The organism is Lysinibacillus sp. NPDC094403 (assembly GCF_050278745.1).
In the GTDB taxonomy this organism is placed as follows: Bacteria; Bacillota; Bacilli; order Bacillales_A; family Planococcaceae; genus Lysinibacillus.
In genome coordinates this window covers 31,724-51,187 of sequence record NZ_JBNNTL010000006.1, presented here as the reverse complement: position 1 = coordinate 51,187, position 19,464 = coordinate 31,724, and the positions used below count along the sequence as shown (strand labels likewise).

Below are 19,464 nucleotides of genomic sequence, written 5' to 3'. Positions count from 1 at the left end.
TAATGTTAAGTATTATTAGTAGCCATTTTAATAAACCTTTTTTTGCTTTGAATCCTAAAAAAGCTCCTAATAATGGGAACAAAAACATTGAAAGAATATATGGTTTACCAAATGCTCCTAACGACACTCCATTCCACACTGTAAAAAACATAACAACGAAGATTACTAAAGTAGTAAGTGAAAGAACACTATATTTATTAATTTGGGTTCGCCTCCCTGAAAGTTGGTTGTTATTTCTAATTTATGGTTCATCACCAAAAGTTGTGGATGAAATTTTTTAAAAAATATGCCCTGTATATTAGTTGATTGAAGTGGCTCATCGGACGCCCCTAGGAAGCTCTGCTCTGTGCGAAAGCGAAGCGGCAGCGATAAAAGCGCCCAGTCGGAACGGAAATCAACCACACGTTTTGGTGAAGAGCCTAATTTATCATATTCAATCCTTTATACAATGACCGTTTAATTCCTTTTATGTCATTATAGTATTACAATATTTACTTTTTGGCTAAAGCAACAGCCTTATTATTTAATGAATGGGGATTTATAATTGAAATATTTCACTCAAAATTGGTATCGTGAAATGCAAGTCTATGGTTTTTTAACTTTTCCTGATTCTAAAGAAGATTGGGAAGAACGTTTAAATTGGAAATACGAAGATGGGACAAGCTATATTGAAATTTTACAAGCAGAGTTGGAATGGCGAAAAGATGATTTATTAACATTTCTTCCAGTGTCATTTCATCCATATATTTTTGATGGCTCTCTAAAAACTGGATATCCATCTAAAGAATTAAGAAAAATGGCTGAAGAGTGGAATGAAAATTATCAAAGTCGTAGTCACGATTTAAGTAAACAGTATATGGAACAATTTGAAGAAATAAAAGAGAAGCTACCATCTCAAGTACTTGAAATACATAAAAAATCATTACACGATGGAGAAGTATTATCTTTCTCTGCATCTGAATCTACAATTACGCTTATTATAGCTGGGACAAGTATAGGTTGGTATGACACAAATGTAAAACTAACTTTTAGTGATGTCGAGAAATGTTTGATTCCAGAACAATTAGAAGGTTCTTGGTGGCTATATAATGAAATCTATAAAACTGAAACAGGGTTTGAATTACACGTATTATTTGACTATCCACTTTCTGAATTAATGATACGAGCTAGGGAATTAAAGATTGAGACACTATAAAAATAGATCGTGAAGTCGTGAAGGAATGTACTTAGTAATGGTGGCTTCGGTCAAGAATAAATCTTAAATATGTTCAAACTTTTTATGTATAAAAGCATTTGTTGCCCTATAGATACATGCTATGTGAATTTAAAATAACACCCCAATTCAACATGAAAAACAGCTGAATTCATATGTTTCAGCTGTTTTTTTGAGTATGTAAGATAGTAAAAAATTTTTATTAAATCCATTACATCCTATAATTGCAAGCTACTTTTATCAATCTATTCATTTATTAGTTTGATATGTTTTAACTGCAGGAGAGACATACGCTGCACATTTATCCAAAAGCGCTGCAACGTCTTCATCTACAAGTAGTGCATTACGAGATTGAGCTTGTAAAAATTGTTCGTTTTGCATATGGTCAAATAACCCAATGAGTAGATCGTAATAATGATTGATATTTAAAATACCGCAAGGCTTTTGAAGAAGGCCGATTTGATTCCAAGTGAATACTTCAAAAAATTCTTCTAACGTACCAGGTCCTCCAGGTAAAGCAATAAAGCCATCAGCTAGTTCCATCATTTTGCTTTTGCGCTCATGCATAGAATTGACGACAATTAGCTCTGTTAAATGCTTATGAGAAATTTCACGTTCCTCTAGTAACTTTGGAATAACCCCAATTACCTTGCCACCTTCACGAAGAACCGTGTCAGCAACTGTTCCCATCACGCCTACACTCGCTCCGCCATAAATTAAGGTAATATTACGTTTTGCTAATTCTTTTCCTAGAAGAATAGCTCCTTCTTTATATGCCTCAGAAGCACCGATGCTTGATCCGCAAAATACTGCAATACTATCCATCATTGTTCCTCCATATCTGATAACTTTTTTTCCGCATTAACGGGTAGTGAACCTTAAGCGGGGGATGAAAAAACCCCACTGATTCACATTTCACTTTTATAGTATAATTTAATTTTGATAGGAAAGAAATGGAGGAAATAGAAATGGAATTAAATGAGTTTCAAAAATGGGTGAAAGATTACTATGATACACGTGGTTGGTCTGATTTAAGTATTTTTACACGTATTGGCTTTCTAGCAGAAGAAACTGGGGAAGTAGCAAGAGCGATACGAGCGTTGGAAATTGGTAGGGATAGACCAGATGAAAAGATTCAAACATATGAGGAAAATAAGCAAGAATTAGTAGAGGAGCTTGGAGATGTTTTAGGGAATATTATAGTAATAGCAAATAAATATGATATTTCACTTGAAGAAATTTTTTCAACTCATCAGGAAAAGCTAATGGAGCGTTATAAAGCATAGAAATACATATGGAAAGGGGGATTCATATGGATTATCAAGTTGAGATATTATTAGAAAATCACGATGACTTTACTACGTTTTTAAATACAAAGATTAGAGAGTACAACGATGAGCATTCACCGTATCATAAAGAAAGTAGACAAAAGGGTTCTGTTCGTCCGTTAAACTTAATCGTAACCGATCATCAACAGCAATGGATAGGCGGCATCACTGCAGAGGTATATTGGGGATGGATAGAAATCAACAAGTTTTGGTTTAGTGAAGAATACCGTGGAAAAGGCATTGGCGGAAAGTTACTGGCGAAAGCTGAAGAAACAGCCAAGCAAATGGGAGCAACGAAGGCATTGCTAACTACATATGACTTTCAAGCACGTACGTTTTATGAGGCGAGAGGCTATGAGGTTGTAGGTGAAATAAAAGATTATCCGCCTGGAAGTAGCTATTATACAATGGTAAAACAATTACTTTAAGTTTAGAAAGGCTGTCTGATTATCTCATTGTGACAGCCTTTTGTTATATCTATACATATCCACGAATGCTCAATATTAACCAACAGACCAATCTATTTTAAGTTTCCCCAGTTCTTGTGACTACCCTTGACGTAATCTCTCCTAAATAAGATCATTGTTTTAAAAATATATGGCTGAAAAATGACTAAAAAAACTCCCTGATGTCAAACTTATAATAAAGGGGAGATTTAGTGTGTACTCGATATCAAACTTTAAATTACTTGTTGATAAGCAGGCAGAAATTGATACCATTCATCAAAATTGTGATAATTTAATACAGACAACTGTAACGCCTAAAATGGATGCGGAAGTCAATAAATTGTTAGATGCCATTAAAAAAAAACTAACCGAACAATGCTTTACGATTACAGTGACATCTACTGGACTGATTGCACAATATAGTGAAGCAGTTATTAATATTGATAAGCATTCGAAAGATTTGGAGGAGTGCTTTTTCATTAATTTAAATAGTTATGCGGAAGATCAAGTTTCTATTGTTTTAGACATTTCGAATACTATGATGCCGAAAATCTCCAATAATCTTGACGGCTACGCTGAGATTATTGAGCAAATGACCGATACATTAAAGTACGCAAAAAGTCTCGAAAAAGCTTGTACTTCACCTAAGTTTATTTATAAAACTCAAAGCAATATTATTTTTCATTCGGCTGAAGAAGTAGTTAATTATTATTTTCAGTAAAGAAGCAGCCACCCTAATAGATATATAGGGTGGCCGATAAAGGAAGTGCTATTGATTATATATATTCCCGCTACAATATTTTACACAATAAACCTTCTTCCGAAGAATAACAGTATCATCGATAGGATGAAAAAATATAGTGGCATAATAGGCAATGAACCATTATGCAGGAAACTCATACCTGACGTTATGAAGCTTACTAATAAGTAATAGCCTAAGCTGAAAATCGCGCCAGCTGTCCCGCTAACATCTTGAAAGTTAACAAGCGCAAGGCTTAAACAATTAGGTAGAGCAATTCCTGATCCTAATAAGGTAATAAAAATGGTAACTAAAATGCCCGTTAATAAGACAATATTAGGCAATGGTAAAGAACTGATGATTAGTAGTAATAAAGCTCCAACTGTCATCACAAAACAACCGAGATGAATTACTTTTTCTGGCTGATAGTTGTTGACGAGTCTTTTAGAAATCATGGCACCAATAATAGAAGCAAGAGCCACGATTATGCCAAGAAATCCATAAAGTCCTGGTGATAAATTGAAATGGTCAATAAAGATAAAGGGAGCTTCAGCATAGTAACTGAATAACACGCCATTTATCCCACCAATCAGCAATCCAAATACTAGAACTCTTGGTGATGAAATAATACGTTTTACAACTGGGAAAATAGCAATTCTTTTTCTCATTGATTTATCTGTTGTTTCAGGAAGTCTGAAATAAGCGTAGATAAACAACAAAATACTCATCGCAACGAGCACAAAGAAAACAGCTCTAAAGCCAAGTGCTTGATCAACCCAGCCACCAATCAGCGGCCCTACTGCAGGCGTAAAGGCAATCGCTGCAGAAATTTGGGCAAACATCGCATGCCTTTTACTGCTAGACACGCTTTCTCGCAAAATGGTTTGAGTAATTATCGAGCCCGTCGCCGCCCCAAAAGCTTGTATGAATCTACTAACTAATAGAAAAGTGATAGTTTCGGCGTACAAACACATGAAACTTCCAATACTATAAAAAATTAAACCGCCTAGCATAGCCGGTCTTCGTCCAATAAAGTCAGAAAACCATCCCCAACAAAAGACACCAATAGCAAACCCTATAAAATAAATACTTAAGGTTAACTGAACAGCGCTATTGGAGACATTCAAAGCGTCTGAAAGATCAGGTAGAGATGGTGTATAGATTGTCTCGCTAATCTGTGGAAAAGCTACAAGAACAATCATTAATAGTAAAGATGGCGCTACATGTTTTTTCAACTTATTGCCCTCCTACAAGCAAAATCTACTTCTTTAGAAAAGAGTAGACGTAGCTAGGGAAACGGCGGGACCATTATAAGTATTCGTTCATAAGATGTCATTTTCAATCACCTAAATATGCTTAAAGTAGGAGTGCATAGTCTAGCTTCTATTATAAAGATATTTTCTGTATTTAGAAGACTTGTATAGGAATATTTTCAACTTATATTGAAATTATAGAAAATAATATAAAGTTTGAGTGATTTTTGTTAATACATATACCATGTATGAAAGTTGATTGGAGTGGAGGCTGGACGACTCCTTGGGGACAACAAAGCGCTCAGCTGGAACGGAAATCAACCCCTATAAAAATAAGTTTAAATTTTTTGTAACTTCAACTTGTATATAATAGAAAATGCATATAAAATGGAAACAAATGTTCTTTTTTTGGGGGGTAAATAAATGACTACATATCATAGTCAGTTACAGTTAGTATTATTCGATGCAAATGATATTCCGGGATTAATTGCCCTTTCTGACTCAGTCGGGTGGGATTATGATGAATTCGAAATTAGAACGGTGATGATGTCAGGCAAAATATTTGGGCACAAAAATGCTGAGGGGGAAATTGTTTCAAGTGCGGCCATTATCACATATGATACACATTTAGCTTCGATTGGTATGGTCATTGTCCATGAAAATTACAGAGGGCTCGGTTTAGGGAAATTAGCTACTCAAAAATGTATTGAAAGTGTTTCAGAACATACAGAAATTATGCTCGTCGCAACGAAAGACGGTGAACCGTTATATAAGAAAATGGGCTTTGCCACTGTAGATTATGTACATAAATATTTGGCTGACAATTATGTCGGTGCTCTTAACATAACTTCTAATGAACATACAATTGAAGGTTTTAATGAGAGTGACTTTGATGATGTGGTTAGTTTAGATGCTGCTGCTTTCGGAGATAAAAGAAGTAATTTTCTAAGGAATAGAATAAACCAATCTAAGCATTGTATTGTTGTGAAAGATCATGATGGAAATATTATAGGCTTTGGGTTGTCCATTTTAGGTCCTATCAATCTTATTTTAGGTCCAATCATAGCAACTGATTCTAAAACAGCCAGTCTCATAATTAATATTTTAGCGCAAGACCATAATGGAAAATTAAGAATTGATGTACCCTCTGGTCATGCAGAATTTATAAAATGGTTAGAACAGAGTGGTTTTACAGAGGCAAATACACCTCCCGTTATGATTCTTCATACTGAAAAAATGCCGACTAGAAATAATACGCTATTTGCCATAGCCGCTCAAATTTTTGGATAAAATCACTTAAACAAAGTGAGCACACTTTTTATTGGGTGTGCTAAGGCAGTAGACAAACACTACTTTGTTCGTATAAAGCTTTATAGAAATTTAATCGACAGACACCGTTTAGCATTTTGTGAGGAGCATCGAAATTGTTTCGTTTTACTCCTGAAGACTATGTGGTGAGAGTCCTGTTTGAGCATTTTAATCATTGCTATATTACTATTTTGTTTCAGCTTGTCACTTATGATGAAGAATCGTTGATTTTTCACGGAGAGTGGCGACTCCTGCGGGATGAGCTTGCGCTGAAAGCCCCACAGGAATGTAGTGACGAGGAGATTGAAGCCAAGCCCGCGGAAAGCGAAAGCGCCAACTCGGAGTGAAAATCAACCTTTGTTTGTTGATACGTCTTAATTTATATGTATTCTTTTGTCGACAAGCTGAGCACACTTTTTATTGGGTGTGCTTTTTAAAAAAAGGATTTTAATGGAAGTGCGGAGAATAGAGAAATTAAAGGAGGAGAATCAAATGTTTCCAAACTTAGAGACAGAAAGACTTATTTTAAGAGAGCTGACGGAGGATGATGCGCAAAGCATTTTTAATTGCTTTTCTAATGAAGAAGTCACACGCTACTATGGACAAGAGCCATTTAAAGAGATACAGCAAGCAGAAAATTTAGTGGAATTATTTTCAAAGAACTTTGCTTTAAAAAGAGGAATAAGATGGGGGATTGAAAGAAAGGAAACAAAGGAGATAATCGGGACAATTGGTTTTAACGTTTGGTCGCCTATACATAGACGAGCAGAAATCGGTTATGAAATTCATCCTGATTATTGGAGAAAAGGATATACTCAAGAGGCGGTCACTGAAATTGTGTCGTATGGCTTTGAGCACATGGAGCTAACTCGTATAGGTGCTGTTGTATTTATTGAAAATGAAGCCTCGAATAAGCTGCTTACCAAAATTGGTTTTCAACAGGAAGGAATTCTTAGAGATTATATGTATCAAAATGGACAGGCACACGATACATTTGTTTATTCCATTTTAAAGAATAGATAAAGAATTACTTTCTCTTAAGAGTAAATTCCCTTAACCAACGGTAATGGATAATAAATGATAACTAAGACCTGGTTTTGTGCTTGCTTTTTTCGGTTATAGTGCTAGTGAAGACATCGATTTTTATTAGTAGTGAAAAAGTAACAGTAAGGAGCTTTGTGAAATGGGGATACAATGTAGCACAGCTTATTTTGAGAAGCTGGATTTACTTGAAAATCTATATGCAGGAAAGGCAGCGTTAAAAGAAGCGATGCCCACGCACAATGTCAGTAAAAGTCATTTGGAACGCTTTGAACAAATAGAAGTAGCAATTGCTAAGCTAAATAGGGAAATTCGGATAATTGAGCTAAATATTATCCAGTCAGTAGATTCAAAATAAATTAAATAAGATAAACTCATGCATAAAATAATTAATTGCATGAGTTTTTTTGTTGAGCTTCATGTAATATGATTGATCTTAAATTTTTTCCACATCCATAAAATTTCTAATAATGAATGCTAAATCTGAGTACTTAATATATTTTTGTTTATGTACGTGCTTTGATTTACATTCGATAATGATGAAAACTCAACTCTATTTTCTCCTCATTGTTAAACATGGTGTGTTGATGATTTGGTGAGTTTTTTAGAGTTTTTAATAAAAATTTCATTATTTAGCAAATATTTAACTTGATTTTTTTAAAAAAAGAAGTTAACATGAACTAAACTTCACATGAAGTAAACTTCATATTTTAGAGGGGAGTATTGTTTTGAAACGAAAGTTATTTCAAAGATTATTAACATCATTCATTGCAATAATATTAGGTGTTACTAGTCTTTTGATGAATCCAACAGATAAGATGTCAGCTATCTATCTTTTCATTGCTGGTACTATTATTTTGATTGCATCGATAACGATTTATTTAAGAAAATCGGAAAAAGAGGATGATTTATCGAAAGAGTATGATGAAAGAGATGCTCTTATTGAAGGACAAGCTGCCAATATAGCTATGCAATGCATAAGTTCATTAATAATAATTTTGCTGTTTTTGAGTAATTTTATTGTATTATCTGTAAAAGCAGTTCTTTTACTATTATTACTCGCGCTTTTCATCCTCAATATTGTAACGAAATTTTTCTATGAACGAGTCCTTTAAAGGAGGACGAATATGGAGAATAGAGTACGAGATTTAAGAAAGCAGCATAATTTAACTCAACAAGAATTGGCTGATCGTGTAAGTGTATCGTCAAGAACGATTATTTCACTCGAGAATCAGAAGTATAATCCTTCTGTATTACTTGCATATAAAATTGCATCGATTTTCAATCAGTCGATAGAGGAAGTTTTTATTTTTGATGAAAATGACAAATAAGAAGATTAACAAATAAGGAGATTATTTAATATGTTAGCAGCAAGTATTTTTACTATTTTTGGGATTGTTTTAACTGCTTGGGGAGTTTATCGAATGAAAACAGATGATGGTCTTTTTGGAAAGAGTCAAAAAAGCAAAAATATTTTTAATCTGTTATTAATGGGGGAAGCATCTGGAATCGGACAATTTTTAGGTGGAATTGTTTGTGTAATTTTAGGGGTAGCTATTTTATTGTTCGGGTAATTCCAAAAGCAACCAATCGTTCGATTAAATACATTTAAACAAATAACCAGGACTCACTTTATTAATGAGTACCTGGTTATTTTGTGCTTATTAAGGTCTATATTTTGTTTAAAGCGCCATTTCTTTTTGATTGAATAGGGAAACAGCTGCTAAAAATACCATAGTTACGTTAATGACAAGGCCAACAATATTTAAAAAGTCATTTGTTGGCATAAATACAATAATCAATGATGTTACTGCAACAAATAATGGTATTACCTTATTGATATTTGTGACTAATTGTAACTTGTGATAATTTCTTAGGATGAAATAAATACCTATTAAAATTGGCGCTGTAAGGAATACTCCTAAATATCCCCATGCATCTTCAATAAACCAAGGGAAAAAGCGCATACGTGAAGTGAAAATAAAAAGATTTAAAATGATAGATCCTACTAATATGCTGTTTATTATAATAACTTTCTTGTTTTTCTCCATTTTAATTACTCCTTAAAAAATGAATTGTTTATTAATTATTTCGTGAAAATGATTCATGAATTTTTCCTCTTAAATGTCTATAACAACGATAATGCTGACTAACCATATTTTGTTGTACTCAAACTATTATTCTTACCTCCGTGAGCTAGTATTATATGCGTCCAATCAAAGGATTTTTATAGAAATCAATTTACAATTTCTTAATTCAAATAACATCATTCTTATGATTGTTGGTTACTTATAGTGTAATTTTACACCGAAAGTAACCTTTTTGTAAATGGGTTTTTTATCAGTAAATAATTACATTTAATAACGTCCTTTAATTTTTGGAAGAGGGTGCAGGCACAGGGTGTCGTTTTGAGACAGTAAGATAACACCTTATATTTCGGGCTTACGATGAATATTTTAGTGATGTGACCGTAAAAACGTCTGATGACGATGAAGTACTATGTTTTGCGAAGCAGACCCATAAACACAAGTGGAAAAATGTCATTAGTCATATAAACAAATAATCAGGTGCTCAGCTGAGTACCCGGTTTTATTGTTTTTATAAGTAGAAGCTGGAACAGGTAAAATAAAAACAGCTAAATTAGAACAAGTTACAAATATTGTAGCTACATAATAGAAGATGACCAGCAAAGCTAATTTTTTAGCCAAGCTGGTCTTTTCAATTTAATTAGTCATAACCAAACATAAGTCCTAAGCCTGATATGGTATCAGTCTATCACTGTATTTACGAGCAAAATATAACTTTGATATTCTATTTATAGAAAATATTTCTTGGTTTTAGAAAGTGTATATTTTGAAATCAATTACTTATCTAAGGAGGCAATTCTTTCATGAAAAATAAATTATCTGGGGTGTTAGCCGCTACATTAGCGTTAACGATGAGCCTACCAACAGGAGCGATGGCGGTTTCTAGCAGTCAGACTACTGTTGTAGTTAGCCAAGAAGATGCTAGCCAAGAACTGAAAAAGATTGCGGTAGAGAAGGCTACTCTACTCACGAATTCGTATGAGACGACTAGCGTGCAGTATGCGCTAATTGATAATGGCAAACTTATTTTGTCGGGTCAGACAGGCAAGAACGATTTGAAAGGGAAACAGCCGTTAACTAAAAATACCCTATACGGGATTGGTTCAGTCAGTAAAATGTATGCATCGGCGGCTGTGATGAAATTGGTCGACGAAGGAAAAGTCGATTTGGATGCTCCTGTCGTCCACTATGTTCCTGATTTCAAGATGAAAGACGAGCGTTACAAACGCATTACGCCACGTATGTTGTTGAACCACTCCTCAGGCTTGCAAGGTACTATATATAGTAATGCATTTTTATTTAAAGATAATGATACGTATGCCCATGACAACTTGTTAAGGCAATTGTCCGACCAAAGCTTAAAGGCGGAACCTGGCGCGTTCTCGGTATACTGCAACGACGGCTTTACGCTGGCCGAGATTTTGGTAGAAAGAGTCAGCGGTATGAGCTTTACCGAATATCTACATAAACGGTTTACAGAACCCTTAAAGCTAAATCATACGAAAACGCCGCAGGACAATTGGGAAGATGATAAGCGGGCTGGACTTTATTTTTCGACGTACCAAGGGCAGCTTCCTATTGAAGCATTGAATGAGATTGGTGCAGGAGGAATCTCTTCCACGGCAGAAGATCTGGTGCGATTTTCACAATTATTTATGGGACAGGGAGAAGGAATCCTCTCTGATAAGGCAGTCAAGGCGATGGAGCAAGAGGAATATAAAAAAGGAATGTGGCCAGGGGATGAAGATAATATTGTAAACTATGGTCTTGGTTGGGATAGTGTGAAACTATATCCATTCAGTGAATATGGGATAAAGGGTTTGGCTAAAGCCGGCGACACGTTACTACAACATGCTATAATGGTCGTGCTTCCGGAACAGAAGATGGCAGCGGCTGTGTTGTCATCTGGCGGTAGCAGCTCTACAAATCAACTGCTGGCAACTGAATTGCTACTTGCCGCGCTCAAAGAGAAGGGCACAATTAAGGACATCAAGCCGAACAAATCCTTTGGCAAGCCGGTTAAGGCCAAGATGCCTCAAGACGTAGCGAAGAAAGCGGGTTTTTACGGCAATAGTGGCAGTCATTTCAAAATAGAAATTACGAAGAATGGAGAACTGTTCTTACCATTTAATCCAGAAGAAAAATATGTATATACTGCGGATGGAAGCTTTGTTAATGAAGAGGGTACCTCCAAGCTCAACTTCGTCACCGAGCAGAATGGACGAACTTATTTGAGGGAGAGATCATATCAATCGACGCCAAGCTTGGGGCAAGATGCGATAGATCAATATTTAGCCGAGAAGCTAGAAGTCAACGTGTTATCGAAGGAAAGCGCTGCCGCATGGGCGAAGCGGGAAGGCGTCAAGTTCTATCTTGTGAACGAGAAATTTAGTTCTATTCTATATCTTGCACAACAGGAACTTACCAAACAAATTACTCGCACAGATGGACTGGCGGGCTATTGGGAAGGCAGAAAAATAACAGGCCCGAACACGGCTGAGCATCAGCTCCAAATCCCCGTGATGGCAAGCCGTGATACTACAGAAGCTCGCTTCTATACAGAAGGCGGTAATGAATATATGGAGATGGCCGGATTGTTATACGTAAGTGGATCAAACGTAAAATCGCTTGATGCAGGCCAATCATCCAAAGTTACGCTTCAAGCAAATGGGCATGCGAAATGGTTTACAATCCCGCAAGCGGCAGCAGGGAAAACGATGTCCGTGACGTTGCCAGCGAAGAGTTCGTTCGCGGTGTATGATGAGGAGGGAATATGCGTCAATTTTACTGTTGTGAGCGGCAATAACAAAGTAAAACTGCCGAAGAACGGAACTGTTGTATTTGCTGGCGCGGCGAACTCGGAAATTGCAATCACGTTGAACTAGCTATAATTCAAGAAGGACTTATACAAAACCAGTACGACACAGAAAAGGGTTTTGCTGGTTTTGTTTGTATTTACGCATTAACTTTACGAAGAGGCTTACTAAGCTCTTATCAATTCGCCCTAAACAATCATGGTAAAAATGTAAAAATCTGTCAAAGGTGATGATTGTCTTTAAATGAAATCAAACATCATGTTCGATTACTTGTTAATCTTACACTGTAACCTAGTCTTACTTAATTTGATAAAAGAACTTCGTAAGAGACTACTTATACGAAGGGGGGCTTTACTTGAAGATCATTGAGTTGCATAGGTAGCTCTTTTAACGGGGTAGGTTAGTGGAACGAGGATTTCTTGAAATTTTATAGAATATATTACCTTAGAAGGTCTGGTGTTGATGTCATAATTCACAATGTTCTTAACCAGACAGTATAAATCATTCAGGGGGAGATTAACATGTCATTAAAAGTAGGAGATATAATTACGTTTGAACGAACTTTTACAATAAGGGATGTTGAATTATTTACTGAAATTTCAGGTGATAAAGGGGTTCATCATATAACTCCAGATGAACAAGGAAGACTTGTAATTCAAGGATTATTAACTGCAACTCTGCCAACAAAAATAGCTGGAGATAACAATGTACTGGCTCGTAGTACGAAATTTGAGTTTTTAAGGCCTGTTTTTACGGGAGATACAATAATATGTACAGTTAAAATCGAAAAATACGAAAGGCAAGAAAATAATAGAACAGCTTTTATTGCATCTTTTTTATGTGAAAATCAGAATAAAAAAGAAGTATTGAAAGGGGATGTTTCTGGCGTAATTCTTTAAACTTTCTATAACTATCGGGTGCTTTACTTGAAGATTATTGAGTTGCATATGCAACTCTTTTTTCTTTATTGAACTCCCATGAAAATAAAATCTTTGGCACTAATATTCAAAAAAATGGTAGCGCCTAAATAGAAATCTGATTTTAGATTGTATTAGGAGAAAAACTAAAGAAACAAATTTCTTGTAATTCAATAAATCATATAATTTCCTAAAATAAAAAAATCAACCATAAAACTTCGTGAAGTATTGGAATTTGTCTGAATAGCCAAGTAATTATTGATTATTATTAATTACCCTTTTATAAAGTGCCTTAATTCCTTGTGGTTCTAAGTGCGGAAGCTTTATGGTTTGTTATTTGGAATTTATATGCTTTACATCACGGAAGTTCTCCCTTTTGGTGAAGTATCCTCTTTATAAGAACTCCGTTTAACTACAGATAGAAGTAATCCTAAAATACTTACAACAGCAATCCAGCATAATGTAATTGCTGCAGTGCCCCAAAGTTCTCCACTAAAGAAAAGGATCTCCTTTAATCCTTCAAACATAAAGCGGAATGGTAACCATGGATAGATCCAATCAGCGTAAAAACTAGGCAACATTTCTGGAGCAATTTGTAGAAGAGGTAGACCAAAGAACATTAAAAGAATGAAGATTGGTAAACTTGCAAATTGAATCCATACAGTTATAGCTAGTATTAATAAAATAAATGTTGCGCAAGTTAGTGATAAAAATAGAGCAACATGGTAAAAATCTGCAAACTTATAATCCAGCATCCAAGTGGAATACCAAGTTAATAAATAGCCTCCAAATAAACCAATAATAATGGCAATCAGAGCCTGGAATCCTCGGAATTTTAGTTGCTCCAATACAGAATTAAACTTACGATTTCTTCCCGTAAACCATAAAAGAATTGCACTAACTAAACTACTCATCCAAATAGGCTGGAAGAATGAAAGGGGGGCATTGCTTAATTTACCAGTTTCATGAACAATGACTAGTTCACTTTGGATAGGTGCTGAATAGGTGCGTGCTTGCTTAGCGTTTAATGCAATATTATTTTTTTCAGTAACAGCTAACAATTGGGCGCTAACATTGTCATTCATTTTTTCGACCATTGTAGATAGAGCTTGTGTAACCATAGTTGCAACGTTTGCATTTTTTCCTTGGTTTATATAAATTTTTAGCATTGCTGATGTAGGTGTTGGTGTTTGGAATGAAGCATACTTTTCAGAAAAATCTTTAGGGATATAAATAGCTCCATATAATTCTTGATTCGCTAGTTTTTCTTTCATTTCTTGTTCATTTTTTAATACTACCCATTTAAAGGGAGCTTCCTTTATTTCTTGTGAATTTTTTTGAATCATCTCGACAAAAGTTTGCCCCATATTGCCTTCATCTTCAAGAACAAGACCGATTGGAAGATCTTTAGGTGATGAATGGGTTCCAGGAATTTGTGTTGCTACAAAAATGAAGGATAATAAGAGTACAGCAATAAACGCTATACCGAAAAACTTATTTTCTTTCATAGTAATTCTCCTTTCAGATAATGTACATCGTGTTGATTATTTCTTAGCTTGATTATATACTCTAAAAAATCACTTCCTATAAGCAAAAGCAGTAAAAGTGTTCAATACTCAACATATAAAAAAATATGTTCATTAAAAGGGAGGAATTACTCCGTGTCAAAAACTGATCGACGAATTATACGAACGAAAAATGAAATTAAACAAGCGTTTTTCTCTTTACTTTCTGAAAAGAACTTTGAAGCTATCACGGTTCGAGATATTACTGAGCGCGCCAATATTAATCGTGGTACTTTTTATCTACATTACGTAGATAAATACAATTTATTAGAACAGTACGAGAACGAAATTTTTGAAAAATTCAATGCTATTTTAGATGAAACCACAAATTTAGATTTGGATGTCAATCAGTTTAAAGATGATCGATTGCCTGTAATGATTCAAATTTTGCAAGTGTTTCATGAAGAAGCTGATTTCTTAAAATTAATATTAGGTCCAAATGGTGATCCATTTTTCCATGAAAAAATGAGGCAGTTTTTTGTGCGATACTTCAATACTTACCTAGGTAATCATACTAATAAAAGCAAATGGAGGTTTCCAATTGAATTAATATTAGCGTATAACTCAAATGCTATTTTAGGGGTAATTACGTACTGGCTACAACACGACATACAACAATCACCAGAGGAAATTGCCACTATGTTGATAGAAACAATGTTAAAAGGAACTTTTGAAGCTAGTGGATTACGTTCAATTTTTGAAAAAGATAGTGATTAGGGGAGAGGGCTTTATACCTTGTTGAGCAAATTATGGGGAAATCTGTAGCGAAGCGAACAGCTAAAACTATCGAATTTGCACTTTAACGTCTTTCAGTAAATGCTGATTTAAGTTACTTTTCAGCGGGTTTTAAACACCCTTGAAAGAAGTTAAAGCCTCCGGAATCAATTATACCGAGGCATAATTGATTAACTGTATCATCTAGAAACAGTTTATTTTGTTTAAAGCAAAATAATATTAACAACTAATACTTAAATACTTCAAAATCAGAACGGATACTTTTGTAATAAGAATAACTTATGGAAATTAATAATTAACATTGATTTTACTTATGTATTGAATGGTTGTAAAATAATGTTAGCAAGAAAATCCATAAAGATTGGTATCAAAAAACAGAAAAGAGTGATGAAGATGGGCATTGATTTTCACAAAAAGGACAATCAAACTACTTATACAACTCGACAGGCTGACCACACGTGGATGGAAGCAATGAAAGAACTTGTCCCTAGCATGAATACTTCTAAGGCTACAGATATTGGCTGTGGCGGAGGAATTTACGCTAAAGCATTAGCAGATATGGGTGTACCTTCTGTGATAGGTGTGGATTTTTCACAGGCAATGCTCGTTGGGGCAAAAGAAAATTGTAAAGAATATCATAATATAACTTTCAAGCAAGGAAATGCATTGGATACAGGGTTAGACAATGACAGCTTTCAGTTAGTATTGGAACGAGCATTAATTCATCATATCCAAGATTTAAAGGCTTGTTTTCAAGAGGCATATAGAGTTTTGGAGGATAAAGGGATCTATATAATTCAGGACCGTACACCTGAAGATTGTTTACTAAAAGGTGATAACTGCCATATTAGAGGCTATTTCTTTGAGCGTTTTCCAAAGTTAAAGGAACGAGAAATTAAACGTAGACATAGTAATGAATTAGTAGTTGAGACACTTAAGGAAATTGGCTTTAGCGAGATTAAAGAAGTAAAGCTATGGGAAACAAGGAATGTGTATGAGCAGAAAGAGCAATTAATAAAAGATGTACAGGAAAGAACAGGAAGAAGTATTTTACACGAGTTAGACGATGGAGAATTAAATGAATTAGTAAATTATATTGATAAGTCCATTTCAACTGAGAGTCCTATTGTGGAAAAAGACAGATGGACCATTTGGAAAGCTGTGAAATGATTATAAAAAAGGTTACTCCGTTGATTCGATAAAAAAGGAGCTCTCGTTCGCTTGTCAAACGAGAGCTTTTACTATTTATTCTCCTACTAATGTGAGAAGGTACTTGTCTCGATCCGCTTCCTCCTGCATTTTATTATCTACCAGCATTGCCCCGTATCTCACATTTGTCATACTACGATCAACTAAAAATTGAACATTCACTTTTGCAGCTTTATTATTAACAGGACAATCTCCTTTAAATTCTACAACATCCTGTCCTTTTTGCGTTTCAAAATACACCCAATATGGATTTTTACAAGTGTTTGCTAAGCCCGATTCTAAAGTTTTACTACTATTTTCGAAAGAATAGTTTTTAACATATGTAATATATTCATTATCTGTAATGTCCTTTTGTGGACCGTAAAAATACCAAAACACCCCTAAAATACCGATTGGTACAATCCACAGTATGTTCCTTTTAGTTAATTTCCCCATATTTGAAACCCCCTTTATTAAAATATTTTATCATCTTTAGGCTGATTTTTGCTAGCTCACTATAATATTTTCTAGTTTGTGATTTAATCTTATAGAAAACTTTTTAGGGAGGGAGATGGATTTTCCTCAGCCGTCTAAAGTTTGTTGATGAATTTTGTAAATAAAAGAAACTATGTGGCTTATAATGACGTCATTTATGAAAGTAAGCAGGTATTAAACTGGAATTATCTGAATTAAGTCTCTACTTTTGGACACTATAACACGAAGCTCACGTTTACCTTCTTTTTAATAGAGGACAGTACTTGCTAAATTTTTAAAATGAATAGGAGACACTTTATTTTTTAACTAAGAAATCAAAATTAAAAGCAAGGAGATTTACAAAATGAATTATGGAATATTTCAATGGATTAATGATATAGCTGGTCGCTATCCTTTTCTAGATAAAGCGATGATTTTCATCACTGATAGCGTTCCTTATGTCGTAATCTTATTCATGTTATTTTTATGGTTTACTGCAAACAAAGAAAAAAGAACGGAAAAACAATATACTGCTATCTACATTGTCTTTACAGTTTTACTTGGATTGGGTCTAAACGCACTCATTCACTTTGTCTACTATCATCCACGACCATTCATAACGTATAATGTTCATCAGTTAGTACCACATGCTAATGATTCTTCGTTTGTAAGTGATCATGCAGTATTAGTATTCGCTCTAGCATGGACGTTACTTTTACGAAAAGACTCGTGGAAGTATCCGGTATTAGTATGGGCCATCTTAGTAGGAATTTCGCGTATCTACGTCGGCGTTCATTATCCAGCGGACGTGATTGGCGGAGCCCTTTTGTCATTTGGGGCAAGTTTCGTCATTGTAAAGTTCTCCAAAAAATTGGAGCCAATAGTACAAGTAGTTTTCAACATATATAAGAAACTAACAAAACATATCCCTGTCCTAGCAAAATACAGTCATTAATAACCTAAGTCAGGAAAGATAAGGATAAGCTAATGAAAATGAAGTTCTAATGTTACTAGAGCAGCCTTTTTCTTATCAAAGAAATATGTTTTACTGAGAGCCGTATTTTTATGCGGCTCTTTTATTATTTAATTTAGTCAACTTTACATTTGAAAAGGTGGAGTTGATACGATTATTATTTTTAGAGTAAGGGAGCAAGCTAAAATAAAGGCGACCTTGCTAACTATTCTGATGTAGAGATATCAACATTCAGTTTAATTTAGTTCAAAATAATGGTGTCAACTTTTCTTAGACTTCACTAGTAATACATATAACTTTGAAATGTAAATGGAATGTTTAAAACGTTAAATGTTAATAGGAAAACTTCCATTTGCTTGGTAACTTAATTACAATATAACAAAGGATCTATAATGAAGTTTGTTCTTGATTGAAAAGTAGGTTGGAATAAGAGTACATATTTTAGAAAGTATATTTGTGGAATACAAAGAGGTGTTTATTATGAAGTCTTATACACAATTTGAGCGAAGAAAATACATACTAGATGAGCTAGATCAATACAATCGTGTGATGGTCAATGATTTAGCAAAAGTGTTAAATGTAACGACAGAAACCATCAGAAGAGATTTAGATTTGTTGCATAAAGAAGGTAAGTTAACGAAAATACACGGTGGGGCTTTAAAGAAAAACGATCATACCGTGGAATTATTTTTTAATAAACGTCGCAATGAAAACATTGATGAAAAACGAAGAATAGCAATGGCAGCAAGTAAATTGGTAGAGGATAATGATATTATTGCCATTGAAGTTGGAACAACTACGCTGCAAATATTGGATTATATATATGACAAAAAAAACATAACCATTTTGACAAACTCCATACCTGCTGCTAATAAAATTATTGAGCTAAAGGAACAGTATGAGTCATTTGATTGCAAACTTATAGTAGCTGGTGGAATGTTAAATACAAATTCATTAGCATTGTCTGGTGATATGACGTTAAATTTCCTTGATCATTTTACGGTTAATAAATTGTTTGCTTCTTGTGATGGAATCTCATTAGAAAAGGAATTAACATGTACGTATATTGAGGATGCTCAAATATTTAACCGCTTAAAGAAAAATGCAAGACAAGTTGTCATGATGGTAGATGAATCTAAATTCAACTTAATGAAGTTTTATAAAAGTGGGAGTTTTGATGATATCGATACATTATTTACGAATGCTAAACTCGATACTGAATGGCAAAGTACTTTAGCAGCGAAAGGTGTAGAAATAATAACCGTCTAGAAGGAAAAAGATAAATATGGTCGAGAAACCTTTTCACAAATAAGAGCGGTTTTTTAAAACAGGTACATTCGTATGAAGTGAATGTGCCTGTTTTATTTCTATTTCTACTAAA

23 protein-coding genes are annotated in these 19,464 nt (G+C 34.4%); 18 read left to right on the top strand and 5 right to left on the bottom strand.

The window, feature by feature from the left end; genetic code table 11:
• The first annotated feature begins 2 nt into the window (after positions 1–2).
• A complete protein-coding gene (locus tag ACQKMV_RS11520; RefSeq protein WP_427504026.1) occupies positions 3–281 on the top strand; it encodes a hypothetical protein in 279 nt (92 codons plus the stop codon).
• A 263-nt stretch (positions 282–544) separates the two neighbouring features.
• On the top strand, positions 545–1,195 hold the full coding sequence (locus ACQKMV_RS11515) for a DUF4085 family protein (protein WP_427504024.1): 651 nt from the start codon (positions 545–547) through the stop codon (positions 1,193–1,195).
• A gap of 267 nt (positions 1,196–1,462) precedes the next feature.
• Here the strand turns inward: ACQKMV_RS11515 and ACQKMV_RS11510 are convergent, their stop codons facing one another.
• The gene (locus tag ACQKMV_RS11510; protein WP_427504023.1) at positions 1,463–2,038 is read right to left on the bottom strand and encodes a TIGR00730 family Rossman fold protein; all 576 of its coding nucleotides are present in this window, start codon (positions 2,036–2,038) and stop codon (positions 1,463–1,465) included.
• Positions 2,039–2,181: 143 nt separating this feature from the next.
• Here ACQKMV_RS11510 and ACQKMV_RS11505 point away from each other — a divergent pair, with 143 nt between their 5' ends.
• The 3 genes from ACQKMV_RS11505 (at position 2,182) to ACQKMV_RS11495 (ending at position 3,708) form a co-directional block, all read left to right on the top strand.
• Positions 2,182–2,499: a MazG nucleotide pyrophosphohydrolase domain-containing protein gene (locus tag ACQKMV_RS11505; protein WP_427424038.1), complete on the top strand. Its 318-nt coding sequence runs from the start codon at positions 2,182–2,184 to the stop codon at positions 2,497–2,499.
• A gap of 26 nt (positions 2,500–2,525) precedes the next feature.
• The gene (locus ACQKMV_RS11500; protein ID WP_427504021.1) at positions 2,526–2,969 is read left to right on the top strand and encodes a GNAT family N-acetyltransferase; all 444 of its coding nucleotides are present in this window, start codon (positions 2,526–2,528) and stop codon (positions 2,967–2,969) included.
• Between the two features lie 232 nt (positions 2,970–3,201).
• Positions 3,202–3,708, top strand: a complete 507-nt coding sequence (locus ACQKMV_RS11495; RefSeq protein WP_427504020.1) for a hypothetical protein — start codon at positions 3,202–3,204, stop codon at positions 3,706–3,708.
• Positions 3,709–3,788: 80 nt separating this feature from the next.
• On the opposite strand, the gene ACQKMV_RS11490 is transcribed toward ACQKMV_RS11495, so the two are convergent.
• Positions 3,789–4,961, bottom strand: coding sequence for a multidrug effflux MFS transporter (locus tag ACQKMV_RS11490; protein ID WP_427504019.1), 1,173 nt, complete (start codon positions 4,959–4,961; stop codon positions 3,789–3,791).
• Between the two features lie 441 nt (positions 4,962–5,402).
• Between ACQKMV_RS11490 and ACQKMV_RS11485 the strand changes: the two genes are divergently transcribed.
• The 7 genes from ACQKMV_RS11485 (at position 5,403) to ACQKMV_RS11455 (ending at position 8,902) form a co-directional block, all read left to right on the top strand.
• Complete coding sequence (locus tag ACQKMV_RS11485) at positions 5,403–6,269, top strand: GNAT family N-acetyltransferase (RefSeq protein WP_427504017.1); 867 nt, start codon at positions 5,403–5,405, stop codon at positions 6,267–6,269.
• A 134-nt stretch (positions 6,270–6,403) separates the two neighbouring features.
• On the top strand, positions 6,404–6,634 hold the full coding sequence (locus ACQKMV_RS11480) for a hypothetical protein (RefSeq protein ID WP_427504016.1): 231 nt from the start codon (positions 6,404–6,406) through the stop codon (positions 6,632–6,634).
• Positions 6,635–6,779: 145 nt separating this feature from the next.
• Positions 6,780–7,310, top strand: coding sequence for a GNAT family N-acetyltransferase (locus ACQKMV_RS11475; RefSeq protein ID WP_427504015.1), 531 nt, complete (start codon positions 6,780–6,782; stop codon positions 7,308–7,310).
• A gap of 160 nt (positions 7,311–7,470) precedes the next feature.
• Positions 7,471–7,686: a hypothetical protein gene (locus ACQKMV_RS11470; RefSeq protein WP_427504014.1), complete on the top strand. Its 216-nt coding sequence runs from the start codon at positions 7,471–7,473 to the stop codon at positions 7,684–7,686.
• A 370-nt stretch (positions 7,687–8,056) separates the two neighbouring features.
• A complete protein-coding gene (locus ACQKMV_RS11465; protein WP_427504013.1) occupies positions 8,057–8,443 on the top strand; it encodes a hypothetical protein in 387 nt (128 codons plus the stop codon).
• A gap of 12 nt (positions 8,444–8,455) precedes the next feature.
• Positions 8,456–8,659, top strand: coding sequence for a helix-turn-helix transcriptional regulator (locus tag ACQKMV_RS11460; protein ID WP_068985171.1), 204 nt, complete (start codon positions 8,456–8,458; stop codon positions 8,657–8,659).
• A 30-nt stretch (positions 8,660–8,689) separates the two neighbouring features.
• The gene (locus ACQKMV_RS11455; protein WP_427504012.1) at positions 8,690–8,902 is read left to right on the top strand and encodes a hypothetical protein; all 213 of its coding nucleotides are present in this window, start codon (positions 8,690–8,692) and stop codon (positions 8,900–8,902) included.
• 108 nt (positions 8,903–9,010) lie between these two features.
• On the opposite strand, the gene ACQKMV_RS11450 is transcribed toward ACQKMV_RS11455, so the two are convergent.
• Positions 9,011–9,379: a hypothetical protein gene (locus ACQKMV_RS11450; protein ID WP_427504011.1), complete on the bottom strand. Its 369-nt coding sequence runs from the start codon at positions 9,377–9,379 to the stop codon at positions 9,011–9,013.
• Between the two features lie 839 nt (positions 9,380–10,218).
• On the opposite strand from ACQKMV_RS11450, the gene ACQKMV_RS11445 reads away from it, so the two are divergent.
• Both ACQKMV_RS11445 and ACQKMV_RS11440 read left to right on the top strand, forming a co-directional pair.
• Complete coding sequence (locus tag ACQKMV_RS11445) at positions 10,219–12,300, top strand: serine hydrolase domain-containing protein (protein ID WP_427504009.1); 2,082 nt, start codon at positions 10,219–10,221, stop codon at positions 12,298–12,300.
• Between the two features lie 452 nt (positions 12,301–12,752).
• Complete coding sequence (locus tag ACQKMV_RS11440) at positions 12,753–13,130, top strand: enoyl-CoA hydratase (protein WP_427504008.1); 378 nt, start codon at positions 12,753–12,755, stop codon at positions 13,128–13,130.
• A gap of 371 nt (positions 13,131–13,501) precedes the next feature.
• Here ACQKMV_RS11440 and ACQKMV_RS11435 read toward each other — a convergent pair whose 3' ends face one another.
• Positions 13,502–14,656: a YhgE/Pip domain-containing protein gene (locus ACQKMV_RS11435; protein WP_427504006.1), complete on the bottom strand. Its 1,155-nt coding sequence runs from the start codon at positions 14,654–14,656 to the stop codon at positions 13,502–13,504.
• Between the two features lie 153 nt (positions 14,657–14,809).
• On the opposite strand from ACQKMV_RS11435, the gene ACQKMV_RS11430 reads away from it, so the two are divergent.
• Positions 14,810–15,430 (top strand): TetR/AcrR family transcriptional regulator, encoded by a 621-nt coding sequence (locus ACQKMV_RS11430; protein WP_427504004.1) that lies wholly within the window; start codon positions 14,810–14,812, stop codon positions 15,428–15,430.
• A 411-nt stretch (positions 15,431–15,841) separates the two neighbouring features.
• Positions 15,842–16,618 (top strand): class I SAM-dependent methyltransferase, encoded by a 777-nt coding sequence (locus ACQKMV_RS11425; protein WP_427504003.1) that lies wholly within the window; start codon positions 15,842–15,844, stop codon positions 16,616–16,618.
• 75 nt (positions 16,619–16,693) lie between these two features.
• Here the strand turns inward: ACQKMV_RS11425 and ACQKMV_RS11420 are convergent, their stop codons facing one another.
• A complete protein-coding gene (locus tag ACQKMV_RS11420) occupies positions 16,694–17,092 on the bottom strand; it encodes a glucosamine 6-phosphate synthetase (RefSeq protein ID WP_427504002.1) in 399 nt (132 codons plus the stop codon).
• Between the two features lie 382 nt (positions 17,093–17,474).
• Here ACQKMV_RS11420 and ACQKMV_RS11415 point away from each other — a divergent pair, with 382 nt between their 5' ends.
• Positions 17,475–18,065, top strand: a complete 591-nt coding sequence (locus ACQKMV_RS11415; RefSeq protein ID WP_427504001.1) for an undecaprenyl-diphosphatase — start codon at positions 17,475–17,477, stop codon at positions 18,063–18,065.
• 498 nt (positions 18,066–18,563) lie between these two features.
• On the top strand, positions 18,564–19,352 hold the full coding sequence (locus ACQKMV_RS11410; protein WP_427503999.1) for a DeoR/GlpR family DNA-binding transcription regulator: 789 nt from the start codon (positions 18,564–18,566) through the stop codon (positions 19,350–19,352).
• Positions 19,353–19,464 lie beyond the last annotated feature (112 nt).

Excerpts from the sequence above, each read along its gene's own strand:
- ACQKMV_RS11435 (WP_427504006.1), bottom strand. The coding sequence starts at position 14,656 with ATGAAAGAAAATAAGTTTTTCGGTATAGCGTTTATTGCTGTACTCTTA.
- ACQKMV_RS11420 (WP_427504002.1), bottom strand. The coding sequence starts at position 17,092 with ATGGGGAAATTAACTAAAAGGAACATACTGTGGATTGTACCAATCGGT.
- ACQKMV_RS11520 (WP_427504026.1), top strand. The coding sequence starts at position 3 with ATGTTAAGTATTATTAGTAGCCATTTTAATAAACCTTTTTTTGCTTTG.
- ACQKMV_RS11445 (WP_427504009.1), top strand. The coding sequence starts at position 10,219 with ATGAAAAATAAATTATCTGGGGTGTTAGCCGCTACATTAGCGTTAACG.
- ACQKMV_RS11410 (WP_427503999.1), top strand. The coding sequence starts at position 18,564 with ATGAAGTCTTATACACAATTTGAGCGAAGAAAATACATACTAGATGAG.
- ACQKMV_RS11485 (WP_427504017.1), top strand. The coding sequence starts at position 5,403 with ATGACTACATATCATAGTCAGTTACAGTTAGTATTATTCGATGCAAAT.
- ACQKMV_RS11510 (WP_427504023.1), bottom strand. The coding sequence starts at position 2,038 with ATGGATAGTATTGCAGTATTTTGCGGATCAAGCATCGGTGCTTCTGAG.
- ACQKMV_RS11470 (WP_427504014.1), top strand. The coding sequence starts at position 7,471 with ATGGGGATACAATGTAGCACAGCTTATTTTGAGAAGCTGGATTTACTT.
- ACQKMV_RS11500 (WP_427504021.1), top strand. The coding sequence starts at position 2,526 with ATGGATTATCAAGTTGAGATATTATTAGAAAATCACGATGACTTTACT.
- ACQKMV_RS11455 (WP_427504012.1), top strand. The coding sequence starts at position 8,690 with ATGTTAGCAGCAAGTATTTTTACTATTTTTGGGATTGTTTTAACTGCT.
- ACQKMV_RS11505 (WP_427424038.1), top strand. The coding sequence starts at position 2,182 with ATGGAATTAAATGAGTTTCAAAAATGGGTGAAAGATTACTATGATACA.
- ACQKMV_RS11440 (WP_427504008.1), top strand. The coding sequence starts at position 12,753 with ATGTCATTAAAAGTAGGAGATATAATTACGTTTGAACGAACTTTTACA.
- ACQKMV_RS11415 (WP_427504001.1), top strand. The coding sequence starts at position 17,475 with ATGAATTATGGAATATTTCAATGGATTAATGATATAGCTGGTCGCTAT.
- ACQKMV_RS11425 (WP_427504003.1), top strand. The coding sequence starts at position 15,842 with ATGGGCATTGATTTTCACAAAAAGGACAATCAAACTACTTATACAACT.
- ACQKMV_RS11460 (WP_068985171.1), top strand. The coding sequence starts at position 8,456 with ATGGAGAATAGAGTACGAGATTTAAGAAAGCAGCATAATTTAACTCAA.
- ACQKMV_RS11450 (WP_427504011.1), bottom strand. The coding sequence starts at position 9,379 with ATGGAGAAAAACAAGAAAGTTATTATAATAAACAGCATATTAGTAGGA.
- ACQKMV_RS11475 (WP_427504015.1), top strand. The coding sequence starts at position 6,780 with ATGTTTCCAAACTTAGAGACAGAAAGACTTATTTTAAGAGAGCTGACG.